The sequence below is a fragment of the Bacteroides timonensis genome, from assembly GCF_000513195.1.
GTDB lineage: Bacteria > Bacteroidota > Bacteroidia > Bacteroidales > Bacteroidaceae > Bacteroides > Bacteroides timonensis.
The window spans coordinates 1-26,453 of the sequence record NZ_CBVI010000044.1 but is presented as its reverse complement, the minus strand read 5'-3'; the positions used below and the strand labels follow the sequence as shown (position 1 = coordinate 26,453).

Annotated in this window: 17 protein-coding genes; 8 read left to right on the top strand and 9 right to left on the bottom strand. The window is 44.6% G+C overall.

Translation table 11 applies throughout. The features are described 5' to 3' along the window. Positions 1 to 17 precede the first annotated feature (17 nt). The 3 genes from BN161_RS09950 to BN161_RS09940 form a co-directional block, all read right to left on the bottom strand. Positions 18 to 3,176, bottom strand: a complete 3,159-nt coding sequence (locus BN161_RS09950) for a SusC/RagA family TonB-linked outer membrane protein (protein ID WP_044265496.1) — start codon at positions 3,174 to 3,176, stop codon at positions 18 to 20. A gap of 165 nt (positions 3,177 to 3,341) precedes the next feature. Next, on the bottom strand, positions 3,342 to 4,901 hold the full coding sequence (locus BN161_RS09945) for a sulfatase-like hydrolase/transferase (protein WP_044265494.1): 1,560 nt from the start codon (positions 4,899 to 4,901) through the stop codon (positions 3,342 to 3,344). A 246-nt stretch (positions 4,902 to 5,147) separates the two neighbouring features. After that, positions 5,148 to 9,221, bottom strand: coding sequence for a hybrid sensor histidine kinase/response regulator transcription factor (locus BN161_RS09940; RefSeq protein ID WP_044265492.1), 4,074 nt, complete (start codon positions 9,219 to 9,221; stop codon positions 5,148 to 5,150). Between the two features lie 196 nt (positions 9,222 to 9,417). Here BN161_RS09940 and BN161_RS09935 point away from each other — a divergent pair, with 196 nt between their 5' ends. Beyond that, on the top strand, positions 9,418 to 10,503 hold the full coding sequence (locus BN161_RS09935; protein WP_044265489.1) for a phosphotransferase enzyme family protein: 1,086 nt from the start codon (positions 9,418 to 9,420) through the stop codon (positions 10,501 to 10,503). Between the two features lie 356 nt (positions 10,504 to 10,859). Beyond that, complete coding sequence (locus BN161_RS09930) at positions 10,860 to 11,558, top strand: carbohydrate-binding family 9-like protein (RefSeq protein WP_209441895.1); 699 nt, start codon at positions 10,860 to 10,862, stop codon at positions 11,556 to 11,558. On the opposite strand, the gene BN161_RS09925 is transcribed toward BN161_RS09930, so the two are convergent. Then, positions 11,559 to 12,410: a DNA/RNA non-specific endonuclease gene (locus BN161_RS09925; protein ID WP_044265485.1), complete on the bottom strand. Its 852-nt coding sequence runs from the start codon at positions 12,408 to 12,410 to the stop codon at positions 11,559 to 11,561. 252 nt (positions 12,411 to 12,662) lie between these two features. Here BN161_RS09925 and BN161_RS09920 point away from each other — a divergent pair, with 252 nt between their 5' ends. From BN161_RS09920 to BN161_RS09910, 3 genes are all read left to right on the top strand, one after another. Beyond that, complete coding sequence (locus BN161_RS09920) at positions 12,663 to 13,496, top strand: hypothetical protein (RefSeq protein ID WP_044265482.1); 834 nt, start codon at positions 12,663 to 12,665, stop codon at positions 13,494 to 13,496. Positions 13,497 to 13,728: 232 nt separating this feature from the next. After that, positions 13,729 to 14,106 (top strand): hypothetical protein, encoded by a 378-nt coding sequence (locus BN161_RS09915; protein ID WP_125910790.1) that lies wholly within the window; start codon positions 13,729 to 13,731, stop codon positions 14,104 to 14,106. Next, on the top strand, positions 14,072 to 14,569 hold the full coding sequence (locus BN161_RS09910) for a hypothetical protein (RefSeq protein WP_044265479.1): 498 nt from the start codon (positions 14,072 to 14,074) through the stop codon (positions 14,567 to 14,569). Before BN161_RS09915 ends, BN161_RS09910 begins: the two co-directional genes overlap by 35 nt. A 121-nt stretch (positions 14,570 to 14,690) precedes the next feature. Here the strand turns inward: BN161_RS09910 and lpxA are convergent, their stop codons facing one another. From lpxA to BN161_RS09890, 4 genes are all read right to left on the bottom strand, one after another. Then, positions 14,691 to 15,458, bottom strand: coding sequence for an acyl-ACP--UDP-N-acetylglucosamine O-acyltransferase (gene lpxA / locus BN161_RS09905; RefSeq protein ID WP_044265551.1), 768 nt, complete (start codon positions 15,456 to 15,458; stop codon positions 14,691 to 14,693). A gap of 87 nt (positions 15,459 to 15,545) precedes the next feature. Next, on the bottom strand, positions 15,546 to 16,937 hold the full coding sequence (locus tag BN161_RS09900) for a TolC family protein (RefSeq protein WP_044265549.1): 1,392 nt from the start codon (positions 16,935 to 16,937) through the stop codon (positions 15,546 to 15,548). Positions 16,938 to 16,995: 58 nt separating this feature from the next. Then, positions 16,996 to 20,208 carry an efflux RND transporter permease subunit gene (locus BN161_RS09895; protein ID WP_044265477.1) on the bottom strand — a complete coding sequence of 1,071 codons (3,213 nt, stop codon included), beginning with the start codon at positions 20,206 to 20,208 and terminating at the stop codon, positions 16,996 to 16,998. Between the two features lie 87 nt (positions 20,209 to 20,295). Next, positions 20,296 to 21,468 carry an efflux RND transporter periplasmic adaptor subunit gene (locus BN161_RS09890; protein ID WP_044265475.1) on the bottom strand — a complete coding sequence of 391 codons (1,173 nt, stop codon included), beginning with the start codon at positions 21,466 to 21,468 and terminating at the stop codon, positions 20,296 to 20,298. Positions 21,469 to 22,234: 766 nt separating this feature from the next. On the opposite strand from BN161_RS09890, the gene BN161_RS09885 reads away from it, so the two are divergent. Then, positions 22,235 to 24,157 (top strand): Ig-like domain-containing protein, encoded by a 1,923-nt coding sequence (locus BN161_RS09885; RefSeq protein ID WP_044265473.1) that lies wholly within the window; start codon positions 22,235 to 22,237, stop codon positions 24,155 to 24,157. A gap of 43 nt (positions 24,158 to 24,200) precedes the next feature. After that, a complete protein-coding gene (locus BN161_RS09880; RefSeq protein ID WP_449374815.1) occupies positions 24,201 to 24,983 on the top strand; it encodes a DUF3108 domain-containing protein in 783 nt (260 codons plus the stop codon). 89 nt (positions 24,984 to 25,072) lie between these two features. Here the strand turns inward: BN161_RS09880 and BN161_RS09875 are convergent, their stop codons facing one another. Beyond that, positions 25,073 to 25,477, bottom strand: coding sequence for a PaaI family thioesterase (locus BN161_RS09875; RefSeq protein ID WP_044265469.1), 405 nt, complete (start codon positions 25,475 to 25,477; stop codon positions 25,073 to 25,075). 155 nt (positions 25,478 to 25,632) lie between these two features. On the opposite strand from BN161_RS09875, the gene BN161_RS09870 reads away from it, so the two are divergent. After that, the coding region (locus BN161_RS09870; RefSeq protein WP_044265467.1) for a glycoside hydrolase family 88 protein at positions 25,633 to 26,453 on the top strand (821 nt) is incomplete at its 3' end.

The following is a 26,453-nucleotide window of genomic DNA, read 5'->3' as shown; positions in this document are numbered from 1 at the left end:
TTTCGTATTTAAAGTTATTAAAAACCGATGTTTAATCCCACAGAGAAATTGTATGCACGCGGATATGCAGAATAATCAAATCCGGGAGTTAATGCGGAGTTACGTACAGATACTTCCGGGTCGTATCCTGAATAAGATGTGAATGTTAACAGATTTTCACCAGATATGAAGATACGGGCAGAAGAGAGCGAGCATTTTTTCAAAGCTTTAGCAGGAACATTATATCCCAGGGATATTGTTTTCAGACGAAGGTATGAACCATCTTCAATTACACGTGAAGAGAATACTTTCGGACCTTGTCCGCGTACAGCTGGAATATCGCTGTTCGGATTTTCAGGAGTCCAGCGATTTATATAAGATGCAAACATATTGGTTTCTTTGCGAGGCTCACCGTTTTCAAAGATCAGACGGTTGGCATTGATAATATTGTTACCATAGCTCCATTGGAAGAAGATGGATAAATCAAAATCTTTATATGTGAAGTTATTGGTGAAACCACCTGTGTGTATCGGATGTCCACGACCGATAATTGTGCGGTCATTATCGTTTACTACACCGTCTCCGTTGATATCTTTATATTTGGCTGTACCCGGTTTGATAGCTGTACGGTCGCCGCCATTGTTGGGTATATTTGCCTTCAGGATATAATCTCCGGATGCAGTCTTGTCAAAATCTTCATATTTATAAGTACCATCATATACGAATCCGTACATCAACCCTACTGGTTTTCCTACTTGTGCGATGTAAGAGGGAGTCTGGTAACCATTGTCAAATGAAACTGTGCTGAGAAGAGTTTCCTGACCTGCATTCAGTTCTTTAATCTTACCACGGTTAAAAGAGATATTAAAGTTGGTATTCCACGTGAAATCTTTTGTTTTGATGTTTTGGGTCTCAAGAGTGATTTCAAGACCACGGTTCTGCATCTTTCCGATATTCTTATAAGCGGATGAGAAACCGGTAGAATAAGGAAGGTCTGCATTCAGCAACAGATCACGGGTTAATTTGTGATAGACATCGACCGTGAGGTTGATTCTGTCATCGAAGAAACCGAGGTCGAAACCTAAGTTCACCTGATCTGTAGTTTCCCATTTCAAATCTTTGTTTGCCAAAGCGCTCAAAGCATATCCTGGATAATAGCTGTTGTTAAAAACATATTCGGTTGTGACGCTTGAATAGAGTTTGGCCAGTGCGGCAAAGTCGCCTACACGGTTGTTACCTGTCATACCCCAACTTAAACGTAACTTACCATTACTCAGCCAGCTAGATGCTTTTTCGAGGAATGCTTCACGATTGAAGTTCCAAGCTACAGATGCAGAAGGGAAATATCCCCAACGGTTATTACCTACGAATTTGGAAGATCCGTCCGCACGGAAAGAAGCGGTAAGGTAGTACTTGCTATCATAGTTATAGTTTACACGTGCCAAATAAGACATCAGTTTGGATTCGGATAAGGAAGACTCTACTTTACTGGGAGTACCTTCGTCCATACCACTCATGCCAAGGGCTTCGTTCGTGATTTGCTGTACTTTCATGTAATAGTACTTGTAATAGTCACCTTGGAAAGTGATACCTGCCAGTGCATTGAGATTATGCTTCTTATTGAAAGTCTTTACGTATGTCAAGGTATTCTCATTCAGCCATGAGCGGTTTTCCGTTGTACCCATAGAGGCGTTTACACCTTCAGAACGGGTGGGATTACCGTAACGAGTCTTTGAGTTATTGAACTGTTCGTTTGTAACATTCTTGAGTCTGTAACCGGCAGAAACTTTGGCTTTGAATCCCGGCAAAATGGTATATTCGACAAATGTATTGGCTACAAGATTATCTTCAATGCGTTTTCTATATTCTTCGCGTTGATTAAGGATAGGATTGAAACGATAGTCGTTTGAGCTATCTACCGCAGGGTCGAAGAGTGAGTTTTCCAGGTCTGCGTTGTCATAAGTAACCGGACGATATCCCCATACGCTATACATTAAGCTGCTGGTAGCACTGGATACGGTACTTGAAGGTGATGTACCGTTTGTAATGGCACGCGTATAGTTAGCATTAAGATTTACTTTGAACTTATCACTTATCCTTTGATCGAGACTGACACGGCCTTGATAACGTTCGAAATCAGAGTTCGTGATAATACCTTCTTGATTCATATAAGATAAAGATGCACTGTAGCGTGTTCCTTCTTTACCGCCATTGAGCGATGCATAATGATTGTGAGTAAGCGCCGAACGGAAAATCTTGTCTTGCCAGTCGTATTGCTTTACGTCTGCAGGCAAATTGCGATAGAATTCAAGATCACGTTTTACGCCATTATCATCTTTCCATGGATAGTTGCTGAACCATGTACTTTCCATTTCAGCTTTGGAACGGACTTCACCTTGCAATTTTACGAATTCATAGGCGTCCATCATATCAATAGTATTGATAATCTTCTGTACGCTGAAACTGCCGTTATAGGTTACGGTAGCTTTGCCTGCCGTGCCTTTTTTAGTAGTAATGATCACTACACCGTTGGCGCCACGGGCACCATAGATAGCTGTGGCGGAAGCATCTTTCAGGATATCCAAAGATTCTATATCGGCGGGGTTGATGGAAGCTGCATTGGCATCTTCAACCGGGAAACCGTCGATTACATAAAGTGGTGAGTTGGATTGAGTCAATGAGTTGTTACCACGTACTACAATGTTGAATGTAGATCCAGGCATACCTTCGTTAGATGAAACTTGCACACCGGCTATACGTCCGGCCAGTGCCTGGTCGAAACTTGCAATCGGCGCTTTCATCATGTCTCCCATATTGGCTTTACCAGCTGCACCGGTGAAGTCTTTGCGTTTGATGTCTCCGTAACCGGCAGTGATTACAACCTCTCCAAGGGCTTGTGCATCCTCCTGTAAGGTTATATTGAATACTTTCTGGTTACCGACTTTTATTTCCTGGGTTTTATAACCGATAAAAGAGAATTGTATTATATCGGCAGGTTTTACGTTCTCTAATTTGAAGTTACCGTCCAGTCCGGTTACTGTTCCGTTGGTAGTTCCTTTCACAACGACGCTAACTCCGGGAAGTTCTCCCATAGCATCGACAATTTTACCTGTAATTTGACTACCTGTCTGTGCTTGTACGCCTGATACGAAGCAAAGAAAAGCGGCCAATAGCATTAAGGTTACTTTCTGTTTCATAAATATTAAATTAATTAGTTATTAAAAAGGTTGTTTTTTCTCGTTAAACGACTCGAATCACATTGCAAATGTACGTGATGGATATATCAGATGTATTAGTCAATAGTTCGCAAAAAGTACGAATTTGTACATTCTTGATAAAGAACCCCCGTTCTGTACGATTCCTTACTTTATTCCTTGGTTCTTTCCGGCCTTCACCTGTTCCAGTAGTGCTGAAAGCTCTTTTACCATCTCCGGATGTGCTGCTGCAACGTTATTTTTCTCCGATGGATCTATGGAAATATTGTACAGTTGGGGCTTTGGATCATTCCCTAACTCCATTTTAGTCCAGTGTTCGATGGCGGGCTTATCACTTGGTTCGATGTACTTCCATGTTCCTTGAATAATCGATAAAGTATTGTTCAAATTCTGTTGCACTACATAGTCGCATCCGGTATTATCTTTCCCTAAGAAAGTGGCCAATTGGTCACGGCTGTCAGGAGCAACAGTTGCAGGTGTTAGCGGATGATTCAACAACGTAGCTAAAGAAGCATACACGTCGATCATAGAGAATAGAGCTTGCTGTTTGCAAGGCTGAATACCGGCAGGCCAACGTACAATGAATGGAATACGTGTTCCGGCTTCATAGGCACTGTACTTTCCACCACGGTATTGCTTCATAGGAGTGTGACCGTTCAGCAGTTCGAGGGCCTGATCCTGATAACCGTCGTCAATGACAGGGCCATTATCACTACAGAATACAAAGATGGTGTTATCCGCAAGGTTCAGACTGTCCAGAGTATTCATAATCTCACCCACAGTCCAGTCCAGTTGCAGGATTACGTCACCACGGGTTCCCATACCGCTCTTTCCGGCGAAACGGGCGTGGGGGACGCGTGGAACATGTACATCTTGCGTACCCATGTACATAAAGAAAGGTTCGTCTTTATGCTTGATAATAAAATCTTTTGCTTTGCCTGTGATGACATCTGCAATGTCCTCATCCACCCAAAGAGCAGATTTACCACCGGTCATCCAACCAATGCGGGGAATACCATTCACAATCGTATTGTTATGCCCCTGGCTGGGTTTCAGCTTTACAAGTTCCGGATTCTCCAATCCGGTAGGCCAGTCACCCACTTTGTGGTTATAGTTGACGGTAATGGGGTCGTTGGGATCTAAACCTACTACATGTCCGTTTTCAACGAATACGCAAGGTACACGGTCAACCGTGGCGGGAATGATGTATTCGTAATCAAAGCCTATATCCTGGGTATTAGGCTTTATCAGATGATTGAAGTCCGTACCACCTTTGGGGCCGAGTCCCAGATGCCATTTGCCTACGGCACCGGTGGCATAGCCTTCTGCCTTGAACATATCGGCCATAGTGACACAGGCTGTGTCGATAATCAGTTCAGAGTTACCCGGAGCGATTCCCGTATTCTCCTGTCGCCAGGGATACATGCCCGTCAACAGACCGAAGCGGGAAGGTGTACTGGTAGAGGAAGTGGCATAGGCATTGGTAAACTGTACACCTTGTCCGGCAAGACGGTCGATATTAGGAGTACTTATCTTGGTAGCGCCATAGCAACTCAAGTCACCGATGCCCAGGTCGTCGGCAATCAGATATATTACATTCGGTTTCTGACGGGCGTGGTCGGTGGCTTCCTTTTTCGATGGATTTCCGCATCCGGCTATCAGGGCTGCGCCCGGGAGGAGAGACCATAAGGGGGAAAATTGTTTCATAGCTCTTTGACTTTAGATTGTTATTTCTGAGGTCAAAGGTAGTGGCTTTCTCTGGATTATGTGTATAATGAAGTACAGTAGAAGGGCGAAAATGTACAAAGTATAGTGACATTTCCGTTCCACCGTATTGGAACGTTTGTTTCTCAGGTAAGAAACTCTTCTTCCTTAGGAAAGGAAGTTTTGTTTCTCAGGGAAGAAAGTTTTGTTTCAATTCGGTGGAACGGAGTGGAATGTTTAAGCGGTTCGTCAGCCCTCTTCGTCTTCCTCGTTTTTCTCCTCTTTGTCGGCGTCTTCCCCTTTGCGGTAGGCAAGCGGACTGACGTGATATACATCCTTGAAACACTTTGAGAAGTAGCGCGAAGAGCTGAAACCTATCTTGTCCGATATCTCGGTGATGTTCAGTTCCGGGTTGTTCCGCAACATCAGGGCGCCTTTTTTCAGGCGGATGGTCAGGATGAAGTCATTCGGTGTTTGTCCGGTGATGGCTTTCAGTTTGGTGAACAGGTTGGTGCGTGCCATAGCCATTTCGCGGGCGAAGATGTTGACATTAAATTCCGTATTATCCAGATTCTTTTCGATGATGCTGATGGCGCGGTCCAGGATTTCCTTATCTATCGGGTTGGTGGCAAGCATCTGCGCATAAGCCTGTGGTTGTTTACTGAACTTTTCCTGCAAGAGAATGCGTGAATTTACCAGGTTGTTACAACGCGAAATCAACAGATTCGTATTGAATGGTTTGGTGATGTAATCGTCCGCACCGATGCGCAGTCCTTCTATGTTCTGCTCTACGGCAGTTCGTGCGGTAAGCAGTACTACCGGTATGTGGCAGGTATTGAAATCATTCTTAATCAGTTTGCAGAGTTCGGTACCGGACATTTTGGGCATAACGACGTCGCTTACCACAATATTCGGCATTTCCTTCTGTATCAGTTCCAGACCTTCTTCACCGTCTGCGGCTGTCAGCACCTGATAGAATGGGCGGAAGATGTTTTCCAACATCTCACGAATGGAGGCGTTGTCTTCCACGATAACCATCTTGACATCAGGCATACGCTTAATCGGGGCATTTTCTTCCAGTTCGGCTTTGAGTGAAGCGTCTATTTCGGAAGTTTGCGGTTGCTCTATTTGCTGTACGTCTTCGTTCTTCTTGCTGATTTCCTCGGCATTGAAGTGGGCGTTGCCCAAGCGGAGGCGGACGATGAAGCTGCTACCTTTGCCCAGTTCGCTTTCTACCTTGATGGTGCCGTGGTGCAGTTCGACGATACCTTTGGTCAAAGCCAGACCGATACCGGTACCTACGCCGGTGGTGAGACTGTCCATCTGCTCTGTCTGATAGAAGCGGTCGAATATCTTATCTACTTCTTTGGCGTCGATGCCGCTGCCTGTATCAGTCACGCGAATTACGGCTTCATTGCCTTCGGTGGTGATGCTGAGTGTGATGGTATCTTCGGCTTGGGTATGCTTGATGGCATTGGATAACAGGTTGTTGATTACCTTCTGCATTTGCTTCTGGTCATACCACACTTCCAGACCTTCACTGTCTTTCTCGAAGTTGAAATTGATCTGCTTGCTGCTTGCATATTCCATGAAGATGAGGTAATTCTCATAAAGGAAATGCACGATGTTGTGCGGGCTGACTTTTACCTTCATGTGCCCTTGTTCCTGTTTGCGGAAGTCTAGGAGCTCGGTGATGAGCTCGCGCAGCTGGATGCTGTTCTGGTAAATGCTCAGTATCTTATTATAAATGGTGGGTGTGAAGTTCTGTAATTGCATCAGGGTTTCCACCTGCGACACGATGAGCGTAAGCGGTGTGCGGAACTCGTGAGAGATGTTGGTGAAGAAGCGTAATTTCGATTGGTTCAGCGCTTCCACGTCTTGTATATGCTTCTGTTCGTACTTCAACGATTCACGCAGCTTGATTCTTGATTTGTATGTCTTCACCAGATACCACAAAAGGATGCCGGTCACTATCAGATAAATAAGATAGGCGAGTGGGGTTTTATAATAAGGTGGCAGTACATGAATCGTAAGATGCACCTGCGGACAGATGGATTCTTCTTTTCCTTTAGGCTTAATCAGCAGATTGTATGTTCCGGCGTTCAGGTTTGTGTAGGTGATGACAGGTTGGCCGCGCGTGCTGTTCCAGTCGTCGGAGAAACCTTCCAGCTTGTAGATGATTTCATCCTTATTGGCTGCCACGTAGTTGGAGGTGGCAAATTCGATGCTGAACATGGTTTGGTTAGCATTCAGGGTGATTTCCCGTGTATGGCATAGGGATTGCGTTAAAATGCCCGTTTCATCGCTCACTTTTACTTCGGCGCCGTTTACGATGAGGCGGGAAAGGATGATCTTGTAAGGCTTCGGGGTGAAATTAAGTTCCAGTTCATTGAATGAGAGCATACCTTGCGTACCGCCAAGAAAGATTTCTCCGTCGCGTGTCACGCAAAGCGCGTTTTCATTGACAGCCGTCAGTGGGAAACCATTCTCCACGCTGTAGTTCTGGAATTTTTCCGCTTTCTGATCGAAGATGGAGAAACCCTGATTGGTAATCAGTATCAGTTTACCGCTGACGGGGGATTCTTGTGTATCGTAGATGCAATCGCTGACAAGTCCGTTTTTGCCCTTGTCGAAGTTTTCGAAATCGTTGGTAGCGGGACGGTACAGATCGAGGCCGCTTCCCGAAGTGGAGAACCACAAGTTACCCTTGCTGTCCTGCATAATGTTGTTCACATTATTGTTGCTGAGGCTGTGCGCTTGCGTCCCGTCGTGACGGTAATTGGTCAGTTTGTTGGTGTCGAAGCGGTAGGAGAAGATACCTTCGCCTGTGGCGGCAATCCAGAGCGTGCCGTTATTGTCTACCTCTACATCTGCAACCATAGCTATCTTACGCCCTTCTTTGCTGTCTTTAAAGAGTTGTTGGCATTTCCCGGTCTGAGGATTGAACAGGCATATACCGTTTTGGGTAGCAACAATCAACTGGTCCTGGTAGGGGGCTATGTCGCGAACGATATTGGACGGAAGAGTTTCCGGATTTCCTTCTTCCATCAGATAATGCGTGAATGCGCCTGTGCGGATATCCAGTTTGTTCAGTCCGCCAAGATGGGTTCCTATCCAGATGATTTCCTTTGCTGGGTCATAATAAAGGGCTTTCACGTTGCTGTGGGAGATGCTGTTGCGTCCCTGTCCGGCAAGATACCATTTGAACTCACGTGTCCGGCGGTTGTAGAAGTTCAGTCCGCCTCCTTCCGTGCCAATCCACAGATTTCCGTTCTTATCTTCAATGGTGCGTCCGACTACGGGGCTGCTTAATCCCTCTTTTTCATGGATGGAGGCTTTGTACCGGGTATAGATTTCATATTCGGGATTGAAGTAATTGACGCCGCCGAAGTAAGTACCCAGCCATAAGGTACCCTGATTATCTTTTACGATGCACCAGATGGACGAGTGTGTAAGTCCTTCATTCTGCATCTCGTTGGAGGTATGGTTTTGGAAAAGTCCTGTTGTTTTGTTGTACCGGTTCAGACCGTTGAAGGTTCCTATCCAGATATTGCCAAGATTATCCTCACAGCAGGCTCTCACGAAATCGGAAGATATGCTGTGCGGGTTCTTCGGGTCGTTTCGCAGGTTCTCGATGCTTCCGTCTGTTTTCACCCGGAAGAGTCCCTTTTCCCAGCTTCCGATCCACAGTTCGCCTGCATTGTCCTGGTAAATACTGGTGATATTTCCTTTCTCGATGGGGTGGGTTAGCAGATGCTCGTCTATTTTCAGATTGAACACACCTTCGCTGGTGGTTCCTATCCACATGTGTCCTTTGTCTTCGAACATGCAGGATATTTCGATGTTTTCTCCTGCCATCTGGTAATAAAGATCGAAGTTGTCGGTTTGCTCATTGTAGCGGTATATTTCGTTCTTTTTTCCGATGAAAAGGCCGTTTTTATAATATATGCTATTGATATTTCCTTGCAGGAGGGTGGTGAAGCGTTGGGTAGTCAGGTCGAACTGGGCAACCCCTTCGGTACAGAGCAGGTAGATTTTCCCGTTCTGGTCGCCTGCCATGCGGAGCACGGTGTTGCAGAAAAGGCTGTAGGGATCGTTTTTGTTCAGTTTGTAAGTCTGTATATCGTTTCCATTGTAGCGGTTTAAACCTTCGCGCGTACCAATCCATAAGATACCATTTTCATCAATATACAAACTGTTGACACTAAACTGAGATAGGCCGTCGTCGGTGGTCAGATGATTGAAAGTGATATTCTGGCTGTGTACGTTTGCCGTAACTATGCTTACTAAAACAAGAAACAGCGTTCTGATAAACTTTTGCACTTTTCCTCCGGTATTTTAAGGTTTCAAACACAAATATAAGACGTTTTGCTCAAAAGGAGGATGTTTATTGGCTGATTTTTATGGTTATGTCTGTCGAAATGTATATTTTTGGGCGTTTGTCGGACGAATTTTGACTTTTGCTTTCATTCGGAAGGCGTATATTTGCATACCAATTTTAAATCTATTATAAAATATCATGAATAACCTCCAATCCATTGTATCCCATTTCAATACGAAGGGTACAGTAAACGAAATCCAGCCTTTGGGCAGCGGACTGATCAATGACACGTACAAAGTGACTACTCTGGAAGCCGACGCGCCCGACTATGTATTGCAACGTATCAACCACGCTATCTTCCAGAATGTGGAGATGTTGCAGGCAAACATTGAAGCCGTTACCCGGCATATCCGCAAGAAACTTACGGAACAGGGAGCGGATGATATAGACCGCAAGGTGCTTTCTTTTATTCCTGCCGATACGGGAAAAACGTATTGGTACGATGGCGAAAACTATTGGCGTATCATGACTTTCATCCCCAATGCGAAGACTTATGAAACGGTGGATGCGGAATATTCTTATTATGCCGGCGTTGCTTTTGGCAATTTCCAGGCGATGCTTGCGGATATTCCGGATACGCTGGGAGAGACGATCCCTGACTTCCATAATATGGAGTTTCGTCTGAAACAGCTTCGGGATGCAGTGGCTGCGGATGCGGCAGGCCGGGTGAAAGAAGTGCAGTATTATCTGGATGAGATTGAAAAGCGTGCGGACGAAATGTGTAAAGGTGAACGCTTGTATCGTGAGGGTAAATTGCCTAAACGCGTATGCCACTGCGATACGAAGGTGAACAATATGATGTTCGATGAAGAAGGGAAGGTGCTTTGCGTGATTGATCTCGACACCGTAATGCCCAATTTTATCTTTTCCGATTTCGGTGACTTTCTTCGTTCGGCAGCCAATACGGGCGCTGAGGATGATAAAGATCTGGATAATGTGAATTTCAATATGGCAATTTTTAAGGCGTTTGCAAAAGGCTATCTGGAGTCTGCAAAAGTCTTTTTGCTTCCGATAGAGATTGAGAACTTGCCGTATGCTGCTGCGTTGTTCCCCTATATGCAGTGTGTTCGTTTTTTGGCAGATTATATTAATGGTGATACTTATTATAAGATTAAATATCCGGAACACAACCTTGTACGTACAAAAGCGCAGTTCAAATTGCTTCAGAGTGCCGAGGAACATACACCGGAGATGAAGGAGTTTATAAAGGAGTCATTGGTATAAGGTCTGTTTATAACCGGGAAGAAATGAGTTAAATGATAATTTAGCGGTGAGAATGAATAGGCAGAACTATCTCAATTCTCCTCCTCCTTGGAGGAGGAGTACCCGTAGGGGGAGGTGGTAGGTAAAATAATAAATACCTATTAATAAGAATATTAAGGAATTCTTTCCCACCTACCACCCCGCCCTCTGGGCACCCCTCCTCCGAGGAGGAGGGGAATTGAGATACTCCGACATCTCACCGCTAAATTCCCATTTAGCTCATAACCCGAAAGAAATGAATTCTTTAATGCAATCAAAATATGAATAAAAGAACCCCTGCATACTTGGTGTTGAAATCAGTAGCTTTGTTAGTAGCTATGCTCTGTTTTTATCCCTTGTCTGCAACTAACCCCCAAAAGAAAGAAATGAAAGAGTTGAATGTAAAGAAAGTGAGTCTGGCTAATGTGGCGGTGGAGAATGTTCCTGCCTTGCTGGACAAAGAAAAGGTAGATTTTCAGTCGATCAATACGGTGAATTGGGAAACATTTCCTTATCAGCCGGAAGTACAGTTCCGTATTGCCCATACAGACGATGCGATTTTGGTTCATTATAAAGTAAAGGAAGCCAGTGTACGTGCTGTAGCTGCCGGAGATAACGGTGCTGTATGGGAAGATGCTTGCGTAGAGTTCTTTTCTATTCCTGCGGGAGACGGCATTTATTATAATGTAGAGTGTAACTGTGCGGGGACTTTGCTGATCGGTGCAGGTGCCGGACGTAGCAATCGCGAACATGCTCCGCAGGAAGTAATGGACAAAGTGCAGCGTTGGTCTTCTCTGGGACGCGAATCTTTTGAGGAACGGGTAGGAGAGTGTAGCTGGGAATTGGCATTAGTCGTTCCTTATTCTGCTTTTTTCAAACATCAAATCACCAGTCTTGACGGAAAGGCGGTTCGTGCCAATTTCTACAAATGCGGTGATAAGTTACAAACGCCTCATTTCCTCTCATGGAATCCCATTAATCTGGAAAAGCCTAATTTCCACTGTCCCGAATTCTTCGGTACATTGAATTTTGAGTAACTATTTCCAGTCTTTCAAATTATAGCTTGCTTCTACCGTCTTTTCTATATCATCGGGAAGGGCGGGGAAGAAGTCTATCCCTGTTATCCGCTCCACTTCATCCACAGTGTTTACATAAGAGTCCAGTGGATTATTCCCTTCGTTGTTTTTATAGATAAATCCGATGGCTTTCGGTTTTTTGTGCAGAGAAAGTATCACTTTAAAGAAAGCATCCGGTATGGCCACTTTATGCTCGCCTATGGTCTGTGGCTTACGGTCATAGAAGATAGGACCGGCTACAATGTAAAGACAACTGTCTTTTTTCACCCACTTGCGGCATTTTTGTTCCAGTTCGTTCCAGTCGCCCCGGTTTAGATTGTGGTGCTGGGGACAGATGTTGGTCATGTAGAAACTTTCTATCATGGCTTCACGGTCCCATTTGTTGTCACCTGCCGGACAAAGGTGCCCACGGTCCCAGCCACTACCTTTATAGTCTTGCGTGGTGACGGCTTTACTTTTGGGCAGGTCGGGGTCGGGACGGAAGTTATTGGTTCGCTCGGTATTTTCCTTTAAACGTTCGGGAGTCAGTTGCCAGGCTACCCAGTTGGCAATGCGGGTGTTGGAGTTATAGGATACGAGGTATCCGGTACGTTGCAGAAGTATTTCGGGAGTACTTGGGGCAGTTGTTTGCTTGATGTATATATCGGAATTTTGAGGAGTACTCTGAACGGTGATTTCTGTCTGTTCAGGGGCAGTAGTCTTTTCTTTGGAGTTCGTTGTCTGATAAGCGGTGATGATGCCGCATATGATCAGGACAATCAAGAGCGTCAGTTGTTTCTTGCTATTCGTTTGTTTTTTCTTCTTCTTTCTCATAATTTGATTACGTAAGATGATACAAAGATACTGAAACGGAACTTTAAAAGCTAAAAAGTCGAGTTTGTTTCTATGTTTTATAACACTCCTTATAGCGGTCCTTTCTTGTTTCTTGAGTTGTATTATTCATATATGCATGTTTGTTTCACTTAAAATGTAATGCTTATGAAGAACTTACTTTATTTTGTTATTTTGTTTTGTTGTCCTTTAATTTTTATTGCTTGTTCCGATTCAAAAGAAGAATTTGACAGTATGCCGTATTCCTTTCGTCTTGGAGGAGAAATCTGGAATGAAACTGATGGCTTGAAAGCTGATGAGACTGCACTTTATGGTATTGAGGTACTTTATGCTGATGGTAGCCCTTATGCTTACGGATTGTTTGATGATCTTAGTAAGGCAAAGATTAAGTTGCTGAAAGAAAAGCAATTCACTTTCCGTGTAGTGGTGGTTCCCAATGGTCAGAAGCTTTGTCATGACATTCATTCAGCTGCAACAGAACGTTATTTGGACCGTTTCAAAGAAATATATACTTTGACTTCTGATGACTATTGTTTTTTGGGTAATGAATTTGTCTATGACACTCATGTTCATTTCCGCTATTTTCGTGTTCCTGAAAAATCATATTACTATCGAATATTTACAGGTTATTGTTCGGATTTCGACAGAAATGCCGGTAATGAAATCGTGATAGACATGAAAGCCATGTTCGGTGAGATAGTCTATAGATTGAATGCTGATATCGGAGACTATGTCAAAGAACTGCGCGTTATCGGTCGTTTAGTTTCTGATACTGATCCAATGGATGCGGAGCCTATTCCTTCTTTTGACGAACTGAAAGGTCGGTTAGGCTATTCTGTCGATGGCTTTTACATGGAGTCTGGTTTTAGAGATGCAGAAGGCTTCTATTATTCGTTTCGCGATTGGGATGATTGCTTTGTCCGGATACCTGATGATTATGAGATGAATATTAGGATTATATTTCAATATCAGAATATGAAGAAGGATATACTTGGTGAGCGTGCCTCTCCGGTTCTCTCCATGAAGCGACATGAAACGTTGGTTTTTAATGTGTTGCCTTTGGAATGATTGTTTAATTAAAAAATGACTGATATGAAATTTAAAGATGGAAGTTTAACGAAAGTTTTGGTAGGTTATCCGGTTAGCTATACGGTTGAATTTGGGAAAGCTTTGAGTAAAGGAAGGAACTTGGGAATTTCATGATTCTCGCGATACAACGAGCTATTTTCAGGAGTTTTATTACTTTGACGAGCAGGGACAGGAAGTACGTACATTGGAAGAAAATAATATTTATTATATTATGACTTTGAAGAAACCCACACTGTTACTTGTTCATTCTGCTGGTTCTAAGACTTCTACTGAAGTTCATATTATGCAGGGGGAACCTTATCATTGGAAAGTTCTTTATCATGAAAGAGGGAGTTCTTTAGATTACTTGGCAATAAAGGAAGATCCGGATATACCACAAGAAGTGAAAGATAAGATATATGAAGGACAAACCTGTTTCAAACGGATTTTTGAGCCTGGGGAATACAGATTTGTCTTTAATGCAGCTAAGTTGACAAATGGAGGTGTACACAATGGTTTGGTTTGTGTTAATATTCTCCCATATTCGGTGCAAGGAACATCATTTGCAAATGCCTATGAACTTGGAATTTTTACAAGTAGATTCATATGATAGCTTGACACTGAATTTAGAAGGGTTTTTTCGTGGAAACAGTCCAATAAATCGTTCTTATAATATAGGTAATTATGCTACGGATTTCTCTTTTACGGATAGTGTGGATACTTCTGTGTCAAGGTATTATGAACCATTTAGATATAATGATGGAACCTCTGATGATCATTATCCTATTATTACTCCTGAGGCTAATCATATCTATTATTCAATAACCTTGTTGAAAGCTATGGAGATAGAACTTGAAATGCCGGGGGATTATGGTTATGTGGAATACCATATCATGATAGGTGAACCTTATGAGTGGAGGCCGTTTGTAAAGGGTACTACCTATAATACAAGAAAGCATATAATGAAGGTACCGGCAGGTGAGTATAAACTTGTATTTAATTTTATCAAGTTAACTAATGGAAGTGCTTGGAATGGACTCATTAACTTGAATATAACAGGTAGGGTTGTTTGATTCTAAAAGCTGTTCTGTTTAACAAAATCACCCGCATTACAATCTTAGACGTAGTGCGGGTGATTAAGCAAGTTGGGTTATGTCTTTTCCCTTTCAGTTACTTTTCGAGGTAACTTTTGTTTTATTTCACAATCCCTTTAGACTCCCGTACGAAGTTAAGGATATTATGTATCTCATCACTCATCGGCACCTGGTCCTCAATCTTTTGCAAAGCATCCTGTATGCTGAAGTTACCTTGGTAAATCAGTCGGTAAGCATTTACAATATGACGCAGAATACGGTCTGTTACCTGGTGCTTGTGCTGTAGCACAACAGCATTAATGCCATGATAACCTGCCGGATTACCATTCATAATAACATAAGGAGGAACGTCTTTCGCAATGCGGCATCCTGACTGGATCAATACCCAGCTTCCGATGTGGCATTGTTGTTGCAAAATGACGTTACTGCTCAGAATGGTAAAGTCACTGATACGACAGTCACCGGCTATGATAGTCTTAAGTCCCAGTACGCAGTGGTTACCTATCTGCACATCATGGCAAAGGTGTACACCATCCATCAGGAAGTTCTCGCTCCCGATATGTGTGGCATTTCCTTCATGTGTAGCGCGGCTTACAACTACGTTTTCGCGAATGTCATTCTCATCGCCGATGATCAGCAAACTCTTCTCACCCGTATAATGGAAATCTTGTGGGGTGGTACCGAGTACGGCGCCATGATGCACTTTGTTCTTTTGCCCTAAGCGTGTACCGTCGAGGATACGCGCACCGGACATGATAATACAGTCATCTCCAATCTCTACATCGCCTTCGATATATGCAAAAGGCTGAACCGTTACATTCTTGCCGAGCTTTGCGGCAGGATCTACAAATGCTAATGGACTTATCATAATATTTAAATTAAGGAATGAAAAAATGAAAGAATGAAAAGGCAATACCCGCGGCTGACTTTCATTTTTTCATTCTTTCATTGTTCATTATTTATTTCTGCCTCCTCCGAGCGCCTGGTACAGGCTGATAACAGCTTGCATACGGTCGAAAGTGTCCGATACCTCGGAGGTTTGTGCACTGAGGTAAGATTGCTCAGCAGACAGAACTTCCAGATACGTTGACGTGCCTAAGTTAAACAATTCTTTTGTATCTTCCGCAGCTTTGCGGGCAGAATTTACCTGAATCTCGCGAGAAATGGCTTTTTCGGAGGTCATTTGGTATTGATACAAGGCATTGCTCACTTCATTTCCGGCATTCAGAAGAGTAGTCTGGAACTGAATTTTGGATTGTTCTTCCTGTGCTTTAGCCTGTTTCAGACGGGCGATATTAGCACCGCGATAGAACAACGGTTGTGTCAGCGATCCTATGGCGGAAGCCAGTAACTTACCCGGATTTACAATTGCAGAACCCGCACTGTTAGTCCATCCAGCCGAACCGCTTAATGTAATCTGCGGATAGAAAGCTGCACGCGCGCTGTTAGTATTGTAATAACTTGCAGCAAGAGACATCTCAGCAGCCTTTACATCGGGGCGGTTAGACAACAGTTGCAAAGGAATGCCGGCTGAGAATTCTGTCGGTAATTGCTGGTTTTCCAATACTCCACGTTCTATTTCCTGTGCCGGTTGATTCAGCATCAGGCAAAGAGCATTTTCAGTTTCACGAATGCTTTGACGCATACCGGGCAGAGATGCCAGCACCTGTGCGTAGGCGGCACGGGTTTGTTCTACTCCGGCAGAAGTCGTGTTGTATATACCCGCATCTTTCATTGCTTCTACGGTTTCCACATTCTTTTTCAGGATATCGGCAGTGGATTCTGTTATCTGCAACTGGCGGTCGAGCATCAACAATGTGTAGTACATATTGGCCACATTGGCGATTACCTGAGTTTGTACGGCTTGTTCATAGAACTGTGTCTGTTTCAGCGAAACCTGTGCACCACGTTTCGGGTTTAGTATCTGGCCGAACAAGTCAATCTGCCAGCTTGCTGTAACAGGAAGCGAATAAGTCTGTGTAGCTTTTCCTTTATCCCAGCTACTTACGGTTCCTTGCGGAGACAGTGCAAGTGTGGGGGCATAAGCCAAGCGTGCAGACATAAGGGCGGCTTCTGCCTTTTTCACATTCAGAGCGGCGCTGCGCAAGTCAGGATTATTGGCAAGTGCTTGCTCGATGAGTGCTTGCAACTGAGGGTCGGTAAATACTTCCCTCCAAGGCAGATTACCGAAATTTGCTGTATCCGCAGCCAGTGTATCGTTCACAGCTGTTGTGTCGCGATACAGTCCGGCAGCCGTAATGTCTTCGGGTCTGTCGTATGATTTGTAGATATGGCAGCTGCTCAGAAGGGCAGTTGCACACATCAGGGTTATAATCTGTTTCTTCATATTCATTTGTTTTAATGAAGAATGATGAATTAAGAATTCTTCATTCATCATTCTTAATTTACTTCGTGTATTGTTCAATTTCTGGTTCTGCGTCAGAGTTGTCTACATCTGCCCATTCCATCGGTTTAATCTTCTCTTGCAGATATTGGAATGCAACGAACAGGGCCGGTACAATAAAGATCTGAAGGATCATACCGATTAACATACCGCCGATAGCGGAAGTACCCAGTGTACGGTTACCGTTGGCACCTGCACCGGATGCTATCATCAGCGGAATCAAACCGACGATCATAGCCAATGATGTCATCAGGATAGGACGTAGACGGGCTGCGGCACCCAGTACGGCTGCCCATGTGATACTCATACCCATCTTACGACGGTCAAGGGCAAACTCAATAATCAAGATGGCATTCTTTGCCAACAGACCCATCAACATGATCAATGCGATCTGCATATAAATGTCGTTGGACATGGATCCCATTATCATCTTCAGAATGGAAATATTACCGATAGCGCTCATACCGTTGACGAACAGGAAGCTACCCAACAGACCGAACGGAATAGACAACAGTACAGCAAGCGGCAGAATGTAACTTTCATACTGCGCACTCAACAACAGGTAAACGAATACGAAACAGAGTACGAAGATCAATCCTGTGGTGCTACCACTGGTCTCGGCCTCTTCACGTGCCATACCTCCCAACTCGTAAGCGAAACCGGCAGGCAAGTTCTCTTTGGCAACCTCGGAGATGGCAGCCAGCGCCTGACCGGAAGTATATCCGGAAGCAGGAGCAACCATCACCTTCATGGAAGTATACAGGTTGAAACGGCTGATAATGTCAGGTCCGTATACCTTCTTGATGGAAACGAACTGGGTAATCGGAGCCATCTCATTGCCGTTGCGCACTTTGATGCTGGCCAACGATTCCAGATTCTTGGTTGCTTCGGGTTCTGCCTGAACCATTACACGGTACATCTTACCGAAACTGTTGAAGTTGGAAGCATACAGACCGCCGAAGTATCCCTGCATAGTGCCGAGGATGTCGCTCGGACTGATGCCTGCCTTCTTACAAGCAGCGGCATCAATATCCAGCATATACTGCGGGAAGTTCGGGTTAAAGCTTGTCTTTGCGGAGTTGATTTCCGGACGCGCCTCCAATGCGGCGGTATAGTCATTCACTACATCGAAGAAGTGATTCAAGTCACCACCGGTCTTATCCTGCATGTTCAATTCGATATCGCTGGATGCAGAGTAACCCGGAATCATAGGAGGAGCGAAGAACAGTACCTGCGCTTCCTTGATAATCTTCTGTGCACGCATGAAAAGCGTGATATAAACAACATTGGAGTTCTGCATAGTGGAACGCTCTTCCCAGTTCTTCAGTTTGATGATGATAGAACCGTAAGAAGGTCCTTGTCCGCCGATGAAGCTGTAACCGGAAATTACCGTACGGGATGCAACGGCAGGTTCGGCAGCTACCAGGCTGTCTACTCGGTTCAGCACTTCTTGGGCTCGTTCCTGCGAAGTACCCGGAGGCAAGGTTACCACACCCATGATGGTACCCGTATCTTCATTAGGGACCATACCCGTCGGAGTAATCTTCATGAAGAAAACCAGTAATACGATGGAAGCTACCACAAGGCCGAAACTCAGCCATTTCTTCTGTATGAAGAACAAGACGTTATTCTTATACTTCTTCAGCATTTTGTCGTAAGCCACATTGAAGCCTGTATGGAAGCGGCTAATGAAGGTCGATTTCTTTTCACCGTGTTCATCGTGTGGTTTCAGGAAGATGGCACACAATGCCGGACTCAATGTCAAGGCGTTCAATGCGGAAAAACCGATGGCGATGGCCATTGTCAGACCGAACTGCCGGTAGAATGTACCTGCCGTACCACCCATGAAACTTACGGGGATAAATACAGACATCATGACCAACGTAATGGAAACGATAGCTCCGCCCAGTTCACTCATGGCGTCGATGGAAGCGGTACGGGCAGACTTGTATCCCTGGTCCAGCTTCGCATGGACACCCTCGACGACGACTATGGCGTCGTCGACCACTATCGCAATGGCGAGCACCATGGCCGAGAGGGTAAGCAAGTTGATGCTAAAGCCGATCAGCTTCAGTACGAAGAACGTTGCAATCAAAGCTACCGGGATAGCGATGGCGGGGATTAATGTGGAGCGGAAATCTTGCAGGAAGATATATACCACGATGAACACAAGGATGAAGGCCTCGATTAAAGTCTTGATTACCTCATGGATAGAGGCGAACAAGAAGTCGTTGGCACTCTGCGCGATATTGATTTGCAAGCCCGAAGGCAGTTTGTTGGAATAATCGTTCAACAATGTTTCCAGGTCGCTGATGGTTTGTGTAGCGTTACTTCCAGCCATCTGGAATACGATACAGCTGACGGCTTTATGGCCGTTTACGGTATTGTTGAAGCTATAAGTCAGACGTCCCAGCTCAATCTCGGCAACATCTTTCAGGCGGAGTACTTCGCCGTTTTCCATCGCTTTGATGACGATGTTTTCAAACTCTTCCGGTTGTTGCAGACGTCCTTTGTAACGTATCGTATATTGGAATGTCTGGTTACCACGTTCGCCAAATTGTCCCGGGGCAGCCTCGATATTCTGTTCTGCCAGAACTGCCGCTACGTCATTAGGCACTAATTTGTATTGAGCCATCACGTCAGGCTTCAGCCAGATGCGCATGGAGTAGTCGGTACCCAATACCATCGCGTCACCTACACCGGCAACACGTTTTACTTCGGGGATAAGGTTGATGTTGGCGTAGTTCTCAAGGAATTCAATATTGTACGAGTCTGTCTCATCATAAATAGAGAATACCATCAACATGGAGGTCTGTCTCTTTTGTGTCGTCACACCCACCTTGGTTACTTCGGCGGGCAGCAGACCTTGTGCCATAGATACACGGTTCTGTACGTTTACGGCAGCCATATCCGGGTCGGTTCCTTGCTTGAAGTAAACGGAAATATCGGCAGAACCGCTGTTGGTGGCGTTGGAAGTCATGTACATCATGTTCTCCACACCGTTGATCTGATCTTCCAGCGGTGCGATGACAGAGTTCAATACCGTCTGGGCGTTGGCGCCTGTATAGGTAGCGCGCACCGATACGGTTGGTGGTGCAATGTCCGGGTATTGGGTGATAGGCAAGGTTGCCAGACCAATAAGACCCAGGATCACTATCAATACGGAGATTACCGTAGATAGTACCGGACGATTAATAAATCTATCTAATTTCATATTATTTAGTGATTAGGGGTTAGTGATTAGTGATAAGTATCTGCGATATAGCGCAGCTGCTTATCACTAATCATTAACCGTTAAACGTTAATTGAACGCAGTTTGAATATTACCTTCTTTCTGGTCTTTCAGGGCTTTCTGATATTCAGCTTCTTTTTCTGCAGGAGTGATAGGAGTGATAGATGCTCCGTCTCTCAGGTTCTGCACGCCTTCCATTACTACTTTATCACCGGCTTTCAAACCTTCGGTTACATAGTAATACTTACCGTCGTTCAGCTTGAACACTTGGATTTCCGTATTCTTCAGGGTGTTGTCTGGTTGCACTACGAATACGAATTTCTTGTCCTGTATTTCTGTAGTGGCTGATTGGGGTATCATAATAACATTTGTCATCGGGTTGGGGAATACCACATTACCGGTACTTCCGCTACGCAGCACATTGTGCTTGTTGGGGAAGAGGGCACGCATAGTTACCGAACCGGTAGTCTGGTCGATAACGCCGCTGATGGTTTCTACGCGACCGCTGTCGGCATACATGGTTCCGTCGATAAGTTGTAACTGTACATCGGGCATTCTTTCCAGAATTTCTTTAGTGCTGCCACCCTCGCGAATCTGCGACAGCAACTGTCTCTCGGTCATGGAGAAGTAAGCATACATTTCAGAAATATCGGCTACGGTAGTTAACGGGCTGGCAACGGAAGGGCTGACCAAACTGCCTACACGGTAGGGGATGCTACCTACTACACCATCGCTGGGGCTGGTTACACTGGTATACGACAGATTGTTCTTGGCGTTTACTAATTGTGCTTCAGCTTGTGCCAATTGTGCTTTTGTTTGTGCCAGTTGATTCTCTGCCATCTGCAAATCGTAGTTGCTGATGATATTTTTCTTGTTCAGCTCACGCTTGTTGTTTACGGTAAGTTCTTGCGTATTCACGGCAGCTTTGGCTGTTTCAACAGCAGCTTTGGCTGAGTTCACGGCAGCTTGATACTGTACGGGGTCAATGCTGAACAACACTTGTCCCTTGCGTACTACTGAACCTTCGTCTACATGCAGTTTGGTGATGAAACCGCTTACCATGGGGCGGATTTCTACATCTTGTTTACCTCTGATTGTAGCCGGATAACTGTTCGTTAAGTTGGCAGTGGTCGTTTCCACTGTAATCACTGCAAATTCGGGTGCTTTACCCGTAGTTTTGTCACTTTGTCCGCAACCGAACAGTGACAGGCAACATGCCAATAAAATCAATCTACTCTTCATACTTGTAATTATTCTCTGTCTTTTGGTTTATTTTTTCATTTGGTAAATACAGGCTTCTTCTGTCTTGTCATAGTTTGGATAATACGGAGGACAAAGGGGAAAACTTAAAGCACTCTTCGGGTTTTCCGGCTGCAAAATTATCTATTTTTGAACAGATTAGTTCTATTTGCGTCTATTTTTAACTATGTTTCATACATATCTTATATATAAGTCCCCAACATGCTATTCCAATCTGCTCTTATCCCTCCGGCTTCTATTTATAGGGATCATTAAAAAATAAGTTGGTACAAAAATGATAATTAGCGGCGTAGTGCTGGAGTAAGATTTAGCTTCGCTGACCGTTGGTTCCTTTCGGCGTGCAAGTGATTTTTCATCCGCGGATGAAAAATGAAAATCCGCTAAATTATCATTTTTGTACCAACTTATTTTTAAAGCGTTGCATAGTAGGTACAGAAAGGAGTGATATTCCCACTAGGACTGAGGGTACTTCCCACTACTACTGAACTGGTTTCCCACTACTACTGAACTCGTGTTCCACTACGACTGATTGTTGTGGAACACCAAGTGTATTACTACACAGATAGTTACCCGTTTCGCTGGGCCTTGCTGAAGTACCTTCCCTTTCATGCCCCCGATTGAACCTTTCCTCTATTTTATCTGTTTTTACTGTCTTCTTGCTCTTTTTTGATTAAAATACTGTAAAGCATTCTGTTTATTAAGGGATAACCTTTATTTTTGCAGCGCATTACGTAATAAATATTTAGATATGAAGTCTCTTTTCAATCGTCTGGCAGGTGTTGCCGTTGTTGGTGTCGTGCTTTATTCTTGCGCCAGCATCGGTCGTCCGGAAGGTGGTGCTATTGATGAAACCCCTCCACGCTTCGTAGGTAGTACGCCTGCGCCGGGCGCGCTTAATAATAACCGGAAGAAAGTTACGATTGAATTCGATGAATTCATCAAGCTTGAGAAACCCGGGGAGAAGATTGTGATTTCTCCACCCCAGGTGCAACAACCGGAGATAAAGGCGAATGGGAAGAAGGTGGTAATCACCTTAAAGGATACTCTCAAGCTGAATACTACTTATTCGATAGACTTCTCGGATGCTATTCAGGACAATAATGAAGGTAATCCGTTGCCCGATTTCGGGTTTACTTTCTCCACGGGTTCCGTTATCGACTCGATGGTGGTTTCCGGTACCGTGCTGAATGCAGCCAATCTGGAACCGGTGAAAGGTATGCTGGTAGGTATGCATTCCAATTTAGCTGACTCGGCCTTTACTACGATACCTTTTGAACGTGTAGGTCGTACCGATAGTCGCGGACGTTTCACAATTCGGGGTGTTGCTCCGGGCGAATACCGCATCTACGGATTGCAAGATGCTGACCAAAACTTCTATTATAGTCAGCCCACTGAAATGATTGCTTTCGAAGACTCCCTGATTATTCCTGCCATGGATGAACGGATACGTCTTGATACACTCTGGAAAGATTCTCTGACGATAGATACGATCATGGAGAGAACTTATACTCATTACTCTCCGGATGACGTCATATTGCGTTGTTTCAAAGAACGGGTTTTGTCGCAACGTCTCATCAGGAGCGAACGTCCTGAATCCCGTAAATTCTCTTTCTATTTCTCTACCCAGGCTGACAGCCTGCCGTTGTTGAAGGGACTGAATTTCGATGAAACCAACGCTTTCATCGTAGAGAAGCCAACCGGACGCATTGATACGCTTCATTATTGGATAAGAGACTCTCTGATTTATAAGATGGATACTTTGAAGATGAGTCTCACTTACCTCTATACGGATACGCTCAACCAGTTGGTACCGCGTACGGATACTCTGAGACTTGTATCGAAGATTCGGCCTAAGTCCGAGAAAGAACTTGAGAAGGAACGTGAGAAGAAAGAAAAGGAACTGGAAAAAGCCAAAAAGAAAGCGGAGAAAGAGGGTAAGGAGTATGTAGAACCGACGGTGTTCTTGCCTGTAGATGTATATGCACCGGGTGCGATGGATATCTACGACTATATATCTCTTACATTTACTGAACCGCTGGCAACTGTTGCTGATGGTGCCATTCATCTGAAACAGAAAGTAGACAGTTTGTGGAATGATGTCCCTTACGACTTTGTTCCGGACTCTCTGAACCTGATGCGCTATAATGTTTATGCAGATTGGGTGCCCGGTGAAAGCTATGCTTTTGAAGTCGACTCGACGGCTTTCCATGGAATATATGGCCTTTTCACCGATAAGATAAAGAAAGAATTTAAGGTGAAGAAACCTGAAGAGTACGGGCAAATATTCTATAATGTGACGGGAGCAGATTCAATTGCTTTTGTAGAATTGCTGGACGCACAGGATAAAGTGGTACGTACAGTGCCGGTTGTCGACGGTAAGGCAGATTTCTACTTCCTGAATCCCGGCAAATATAGTGCACGCCTTATAAATGATACGAATGGAAACGGTGTGTGGGACACCGGAAAATACGAAGACAAACGGCAACCGGAGAAAGTGTATTATTATCCTCAGGTGATAGAACTGAAAGCTAATTTCGACTTGACCCAGGATTGGAATATACATGAAAAGCCGCTGGATAAACAGAAACCGGATGAACTCAAAAAACAAAAACCAGATGAAGACAAGAAAAAGAGAAACCAGAATAACCGCGGCTCCGGCAATAACCGGTAAGCGCGGATGGGTGTTCTGCCTGTTGGGAGCACTGTTGCTTACGATGATGTTCACGCCTGCCAAGGCACAATGTACGGCTCAAAACACCGCATTTCAGTCCGGCGAGCACGTGATGTACGATTTATATTTTAACTGGAAGTTTATCTGGAAGAAGGTGGGGCTGGCAAGTCTGACCACCTTCTCCACTACTTTTCAGTTACAACCTGCCTACCGCTTCAACTTGCTTTCGGTAGGAAGTAAAAAGACCGATTTCTTCTTTAAGATGCGTGATACGCTGACTTGCTATGTCAGTGAAAAGCTGGAGCCGCTCTACTTCCGTAAAGCGGCCGAAGAGGGTGACCGCTATACGGTGGATGAAGCTTGGTTTTCATATAAGGATGGCGTATCCAACGTGAAGCAGAGGCGTATCTGGCACAATCCGGTCCGCGATCCGCAAGAGATGGAATACAGTGACAGCCGTTGCATCTTCGATATGTTGAGTATCCTGGCGCAGGCGCGTTCTTACGATCCGGCAGATTATAAAATAGGCGACCGGATTCTTTTCCCTATGGCCACCGGACGTAAGGTAGAAGAACAGACGCTGATTTACCGGGGCAAAGAAGATGTAAAAGCCAATAATGATACGATTTATCGTTGCCTCGTATTCTCTTTTGTAGAATATAAAAAAGGAAAGGAAAAAGAAGTGATTACTTTTTTTATCTCAGATGATAAGAATCATCTCCCGATTCGCTTGGATATGTATCTTAACTTCGGGTCGGCAAAGGCTTTCCTGAAGAGCGTACAAGGAAATCGTTATCCGATGACGTCGGTGGTAAAGAAGAAATGAGAAAGCTACGAGTTACGAGCTACAAGCTACGAGTGCCTTTCGGAATGATAGTGCAGCCACTTGTAGCTCGTAGCTCGTAACTTGTAGCTCTATACCTTGAACGGCAGCGGATCCCCTTTTCTGAATACGCTGGACTCGAATGTAGCAATCAGTTTTCCGTCCTGGTTCGTGATATCTATCTGATAATATCCGGTAGTACGTCCGATGTACCGTTCGCGTGCTTCGGCATACAGCGTGTCACCCGGTCCGCTGGCGCGCAAAAAGGTGATATTGGAAGACAGGGAGAAAGCCAGTGCACCATGTGAATTGGCAGCGGCGGCCAGTGCCAGGTCTGCAAGAGTGAAGATGGCTCCGCCTTGGGTGCGGTGTCCTGCGTTAAGGTGATTCTCCGTGATAACGAGACGTGCTTTACTATATCCTTCGCGTACTTCCAGTAGTTCTACGCCGGTTTGTTCTGCAAAGAGATCTTTTTTGAAAAATTCTTGTGGAGTCATGTTCTCAATATGATTAAAAAGTTCAATCGGTATGATTTATGTGCAAATGTAACAATTTTGCCCTTTTCCTGTATAATTTAGGAGGGTCTTTTCTGTAAACCTGCGCTACTTTTGCTGACGAAAGAATACGAAACTTTAATAAACAAATCATTATTATGAAAACAATCCTCACGACATTGGGAATATCCCTCCTTGTTTTGGCGGGTTGCACAAGTCAGAAGCAGACCGAGAGCAACTTTATCCAAGAGAATATTGATAATGCGGTGGCGCAGGAGACCATTCAGACCGACATTATCGAAAAGTCAGGGAAAATTCTGAATCCAAGAACTATCAACAAAGATGGTAGCATTGTTTATGTACCCATTGATGACTGGTGTTCCGGTTTCTTCCCCGGTAATATTTGGTATACATATGAGTTGACCGGTGATAAAAAATGGTTGCCGCTGGCTGAGAAGTATACAGAAGCGCTGGATTCCGTGCAATACCTGACCTGGCATCATGATGTGGGCTTTATGATTGGTTGCAGCTATCTGAACGGATATCGTTTTGCCGGTAAAGAAGCGTACAAGCCTGTGATTATTCAGACGGCTAAGTCTCTTTCTACCCGTTTCCGTCCGGCGGCAGGCGTACTTCAGTCCTGGGATGCCGATAAGGGCTGGCAGGCAGAACGTGGTTGGAAATGCCCGGTTATTATAGATAATATGATGAATCTGGAACTATTGTTCGAAGCTTCCAAGCTTTCAGGCGATTCTACTTATTATAATGTTGCCGTGAAGCATGCCGATACCACCATGAAGAACCATTTTCGTGCCAATAACAGCTGTTATCACGTAGTGGATTATGATCCCGTAACCGGTGAGGTACGTAAGAAACAAACCGCACAGGGGTATGCTGACGAATCTGCCTGGGCGCGCGGACAGGCATGGGCTATTTACGGATACACCATGTGCTACCGTTATACCCACGATCAGAAGTA

Excerpts from the sequence above, each read along its gene's own strand:
- lpxA (WP_044265551.1), bottom strand. The coding sequence starts at position 15,458 with ATGATAAGTCCATTAGCATTTGTAGATCCTGCCGCAAAGCTCGGCAAG.
- BN161_RS09900 (WP_044265549.1), bottom strand. The coding sequence starts at position 16,937 with ATGAAGAAACAGATTATAACCCTGATGTGTGCAACTGCCCTTCTGAGC.
- BN161_RS09890 (WP_044265475.1), bottom strand. The coding sequence starts at position 21,468 with ATGAAGAGTAGATTGATTTTATTGGCATGTTGCCTGTCACTGTTCGGT.
- BN161_RS09925 (WP_044265485.1), bottom strand. The coding sequence starts at position 12,410 with ATGAGAAAGAAGAAGAAAAAACAAACGAATAGCAAGAAACAACTGACG.
- BN161_RS09915 (WP_125910790.1), top strand. The coding sequence starts at position 13,729 with ATGACTTTGAAGAAACCCACACTGTTACTTGTTCATTCTGCTGGTTCT.
- BN161_RS09885 (WP_044265473.1), top strand. The coding sequence starts at position 22,235 with ATGAAGTCTCTTTTCAATCGTCTGGCAGGTGTTGCCGTTGTTGGTGTC.
- BN161_RS09950 (WP_044265496.1), bottom strand. The coding sequence starts at position 3,176 with ATGAAACAGAAAGTAACCTTAATGCTATTGGCCGCTTTTCTTTGCTTC.
- BN161_RS09880 (WP_449374815.1), top strand. The coding sequence starts at position 24,201 with ATGATGTTCACGCCTGCCAAGGCACAATGTACGGCTCAAAACACCGCA.
- BN161_RS09875 (WP_044265469.1), bottom strand. The coding sequence starts at position 25,477 with ATGACTCCACAAGAATTTTTCAAAAAAGATCTCTTTGCAGAACAAACC.
- BN161_RS09945 (WP_044265494.1), bottom strand. The coding sequence starts at position 4,901 with ATGAAACAATTTTCCCCCTTATGGTCTCTCCTCCCGGGCGCAGCCCTG.
- BN161_RS09930 (WP_209441895.1), top strand. The coding sequence starts at position 10,860 with ATGCTCTGTTTTTATCCCTTGTCTGCAACTAACCCCCAAAAGAAAGAA.
- BN161_RS09910 (WP_044265479.1), top strand. The coding sequence starts at position 14,072 with ATGAACTTGGAATTTTTACAAGTAGATTCATATGATAGCTTGACACTG.
- BN161_RS09920 (WP_044265482.1), top strand. The coding sequence starts at position 12,663 with ATGCCGTATTCCTTTCGTCTTGGAGGAGAAATCTGGAATGAAACTGAT.
- BN161_RS09895 (WP_044265477.1), bottom strand. The coding sequence starts at position 20,208 with ATGAAATTAGATAGATTTATTAATCGTCCGGTACTATCTACGGTAATC.
- BN161_RS09935 (WP_044265489.1), top strand. The coding sequence starts at position 9,418 with ATGAATAACCTCCAATCCATTGTATCCCATTTCAATACGAAGGGTACA.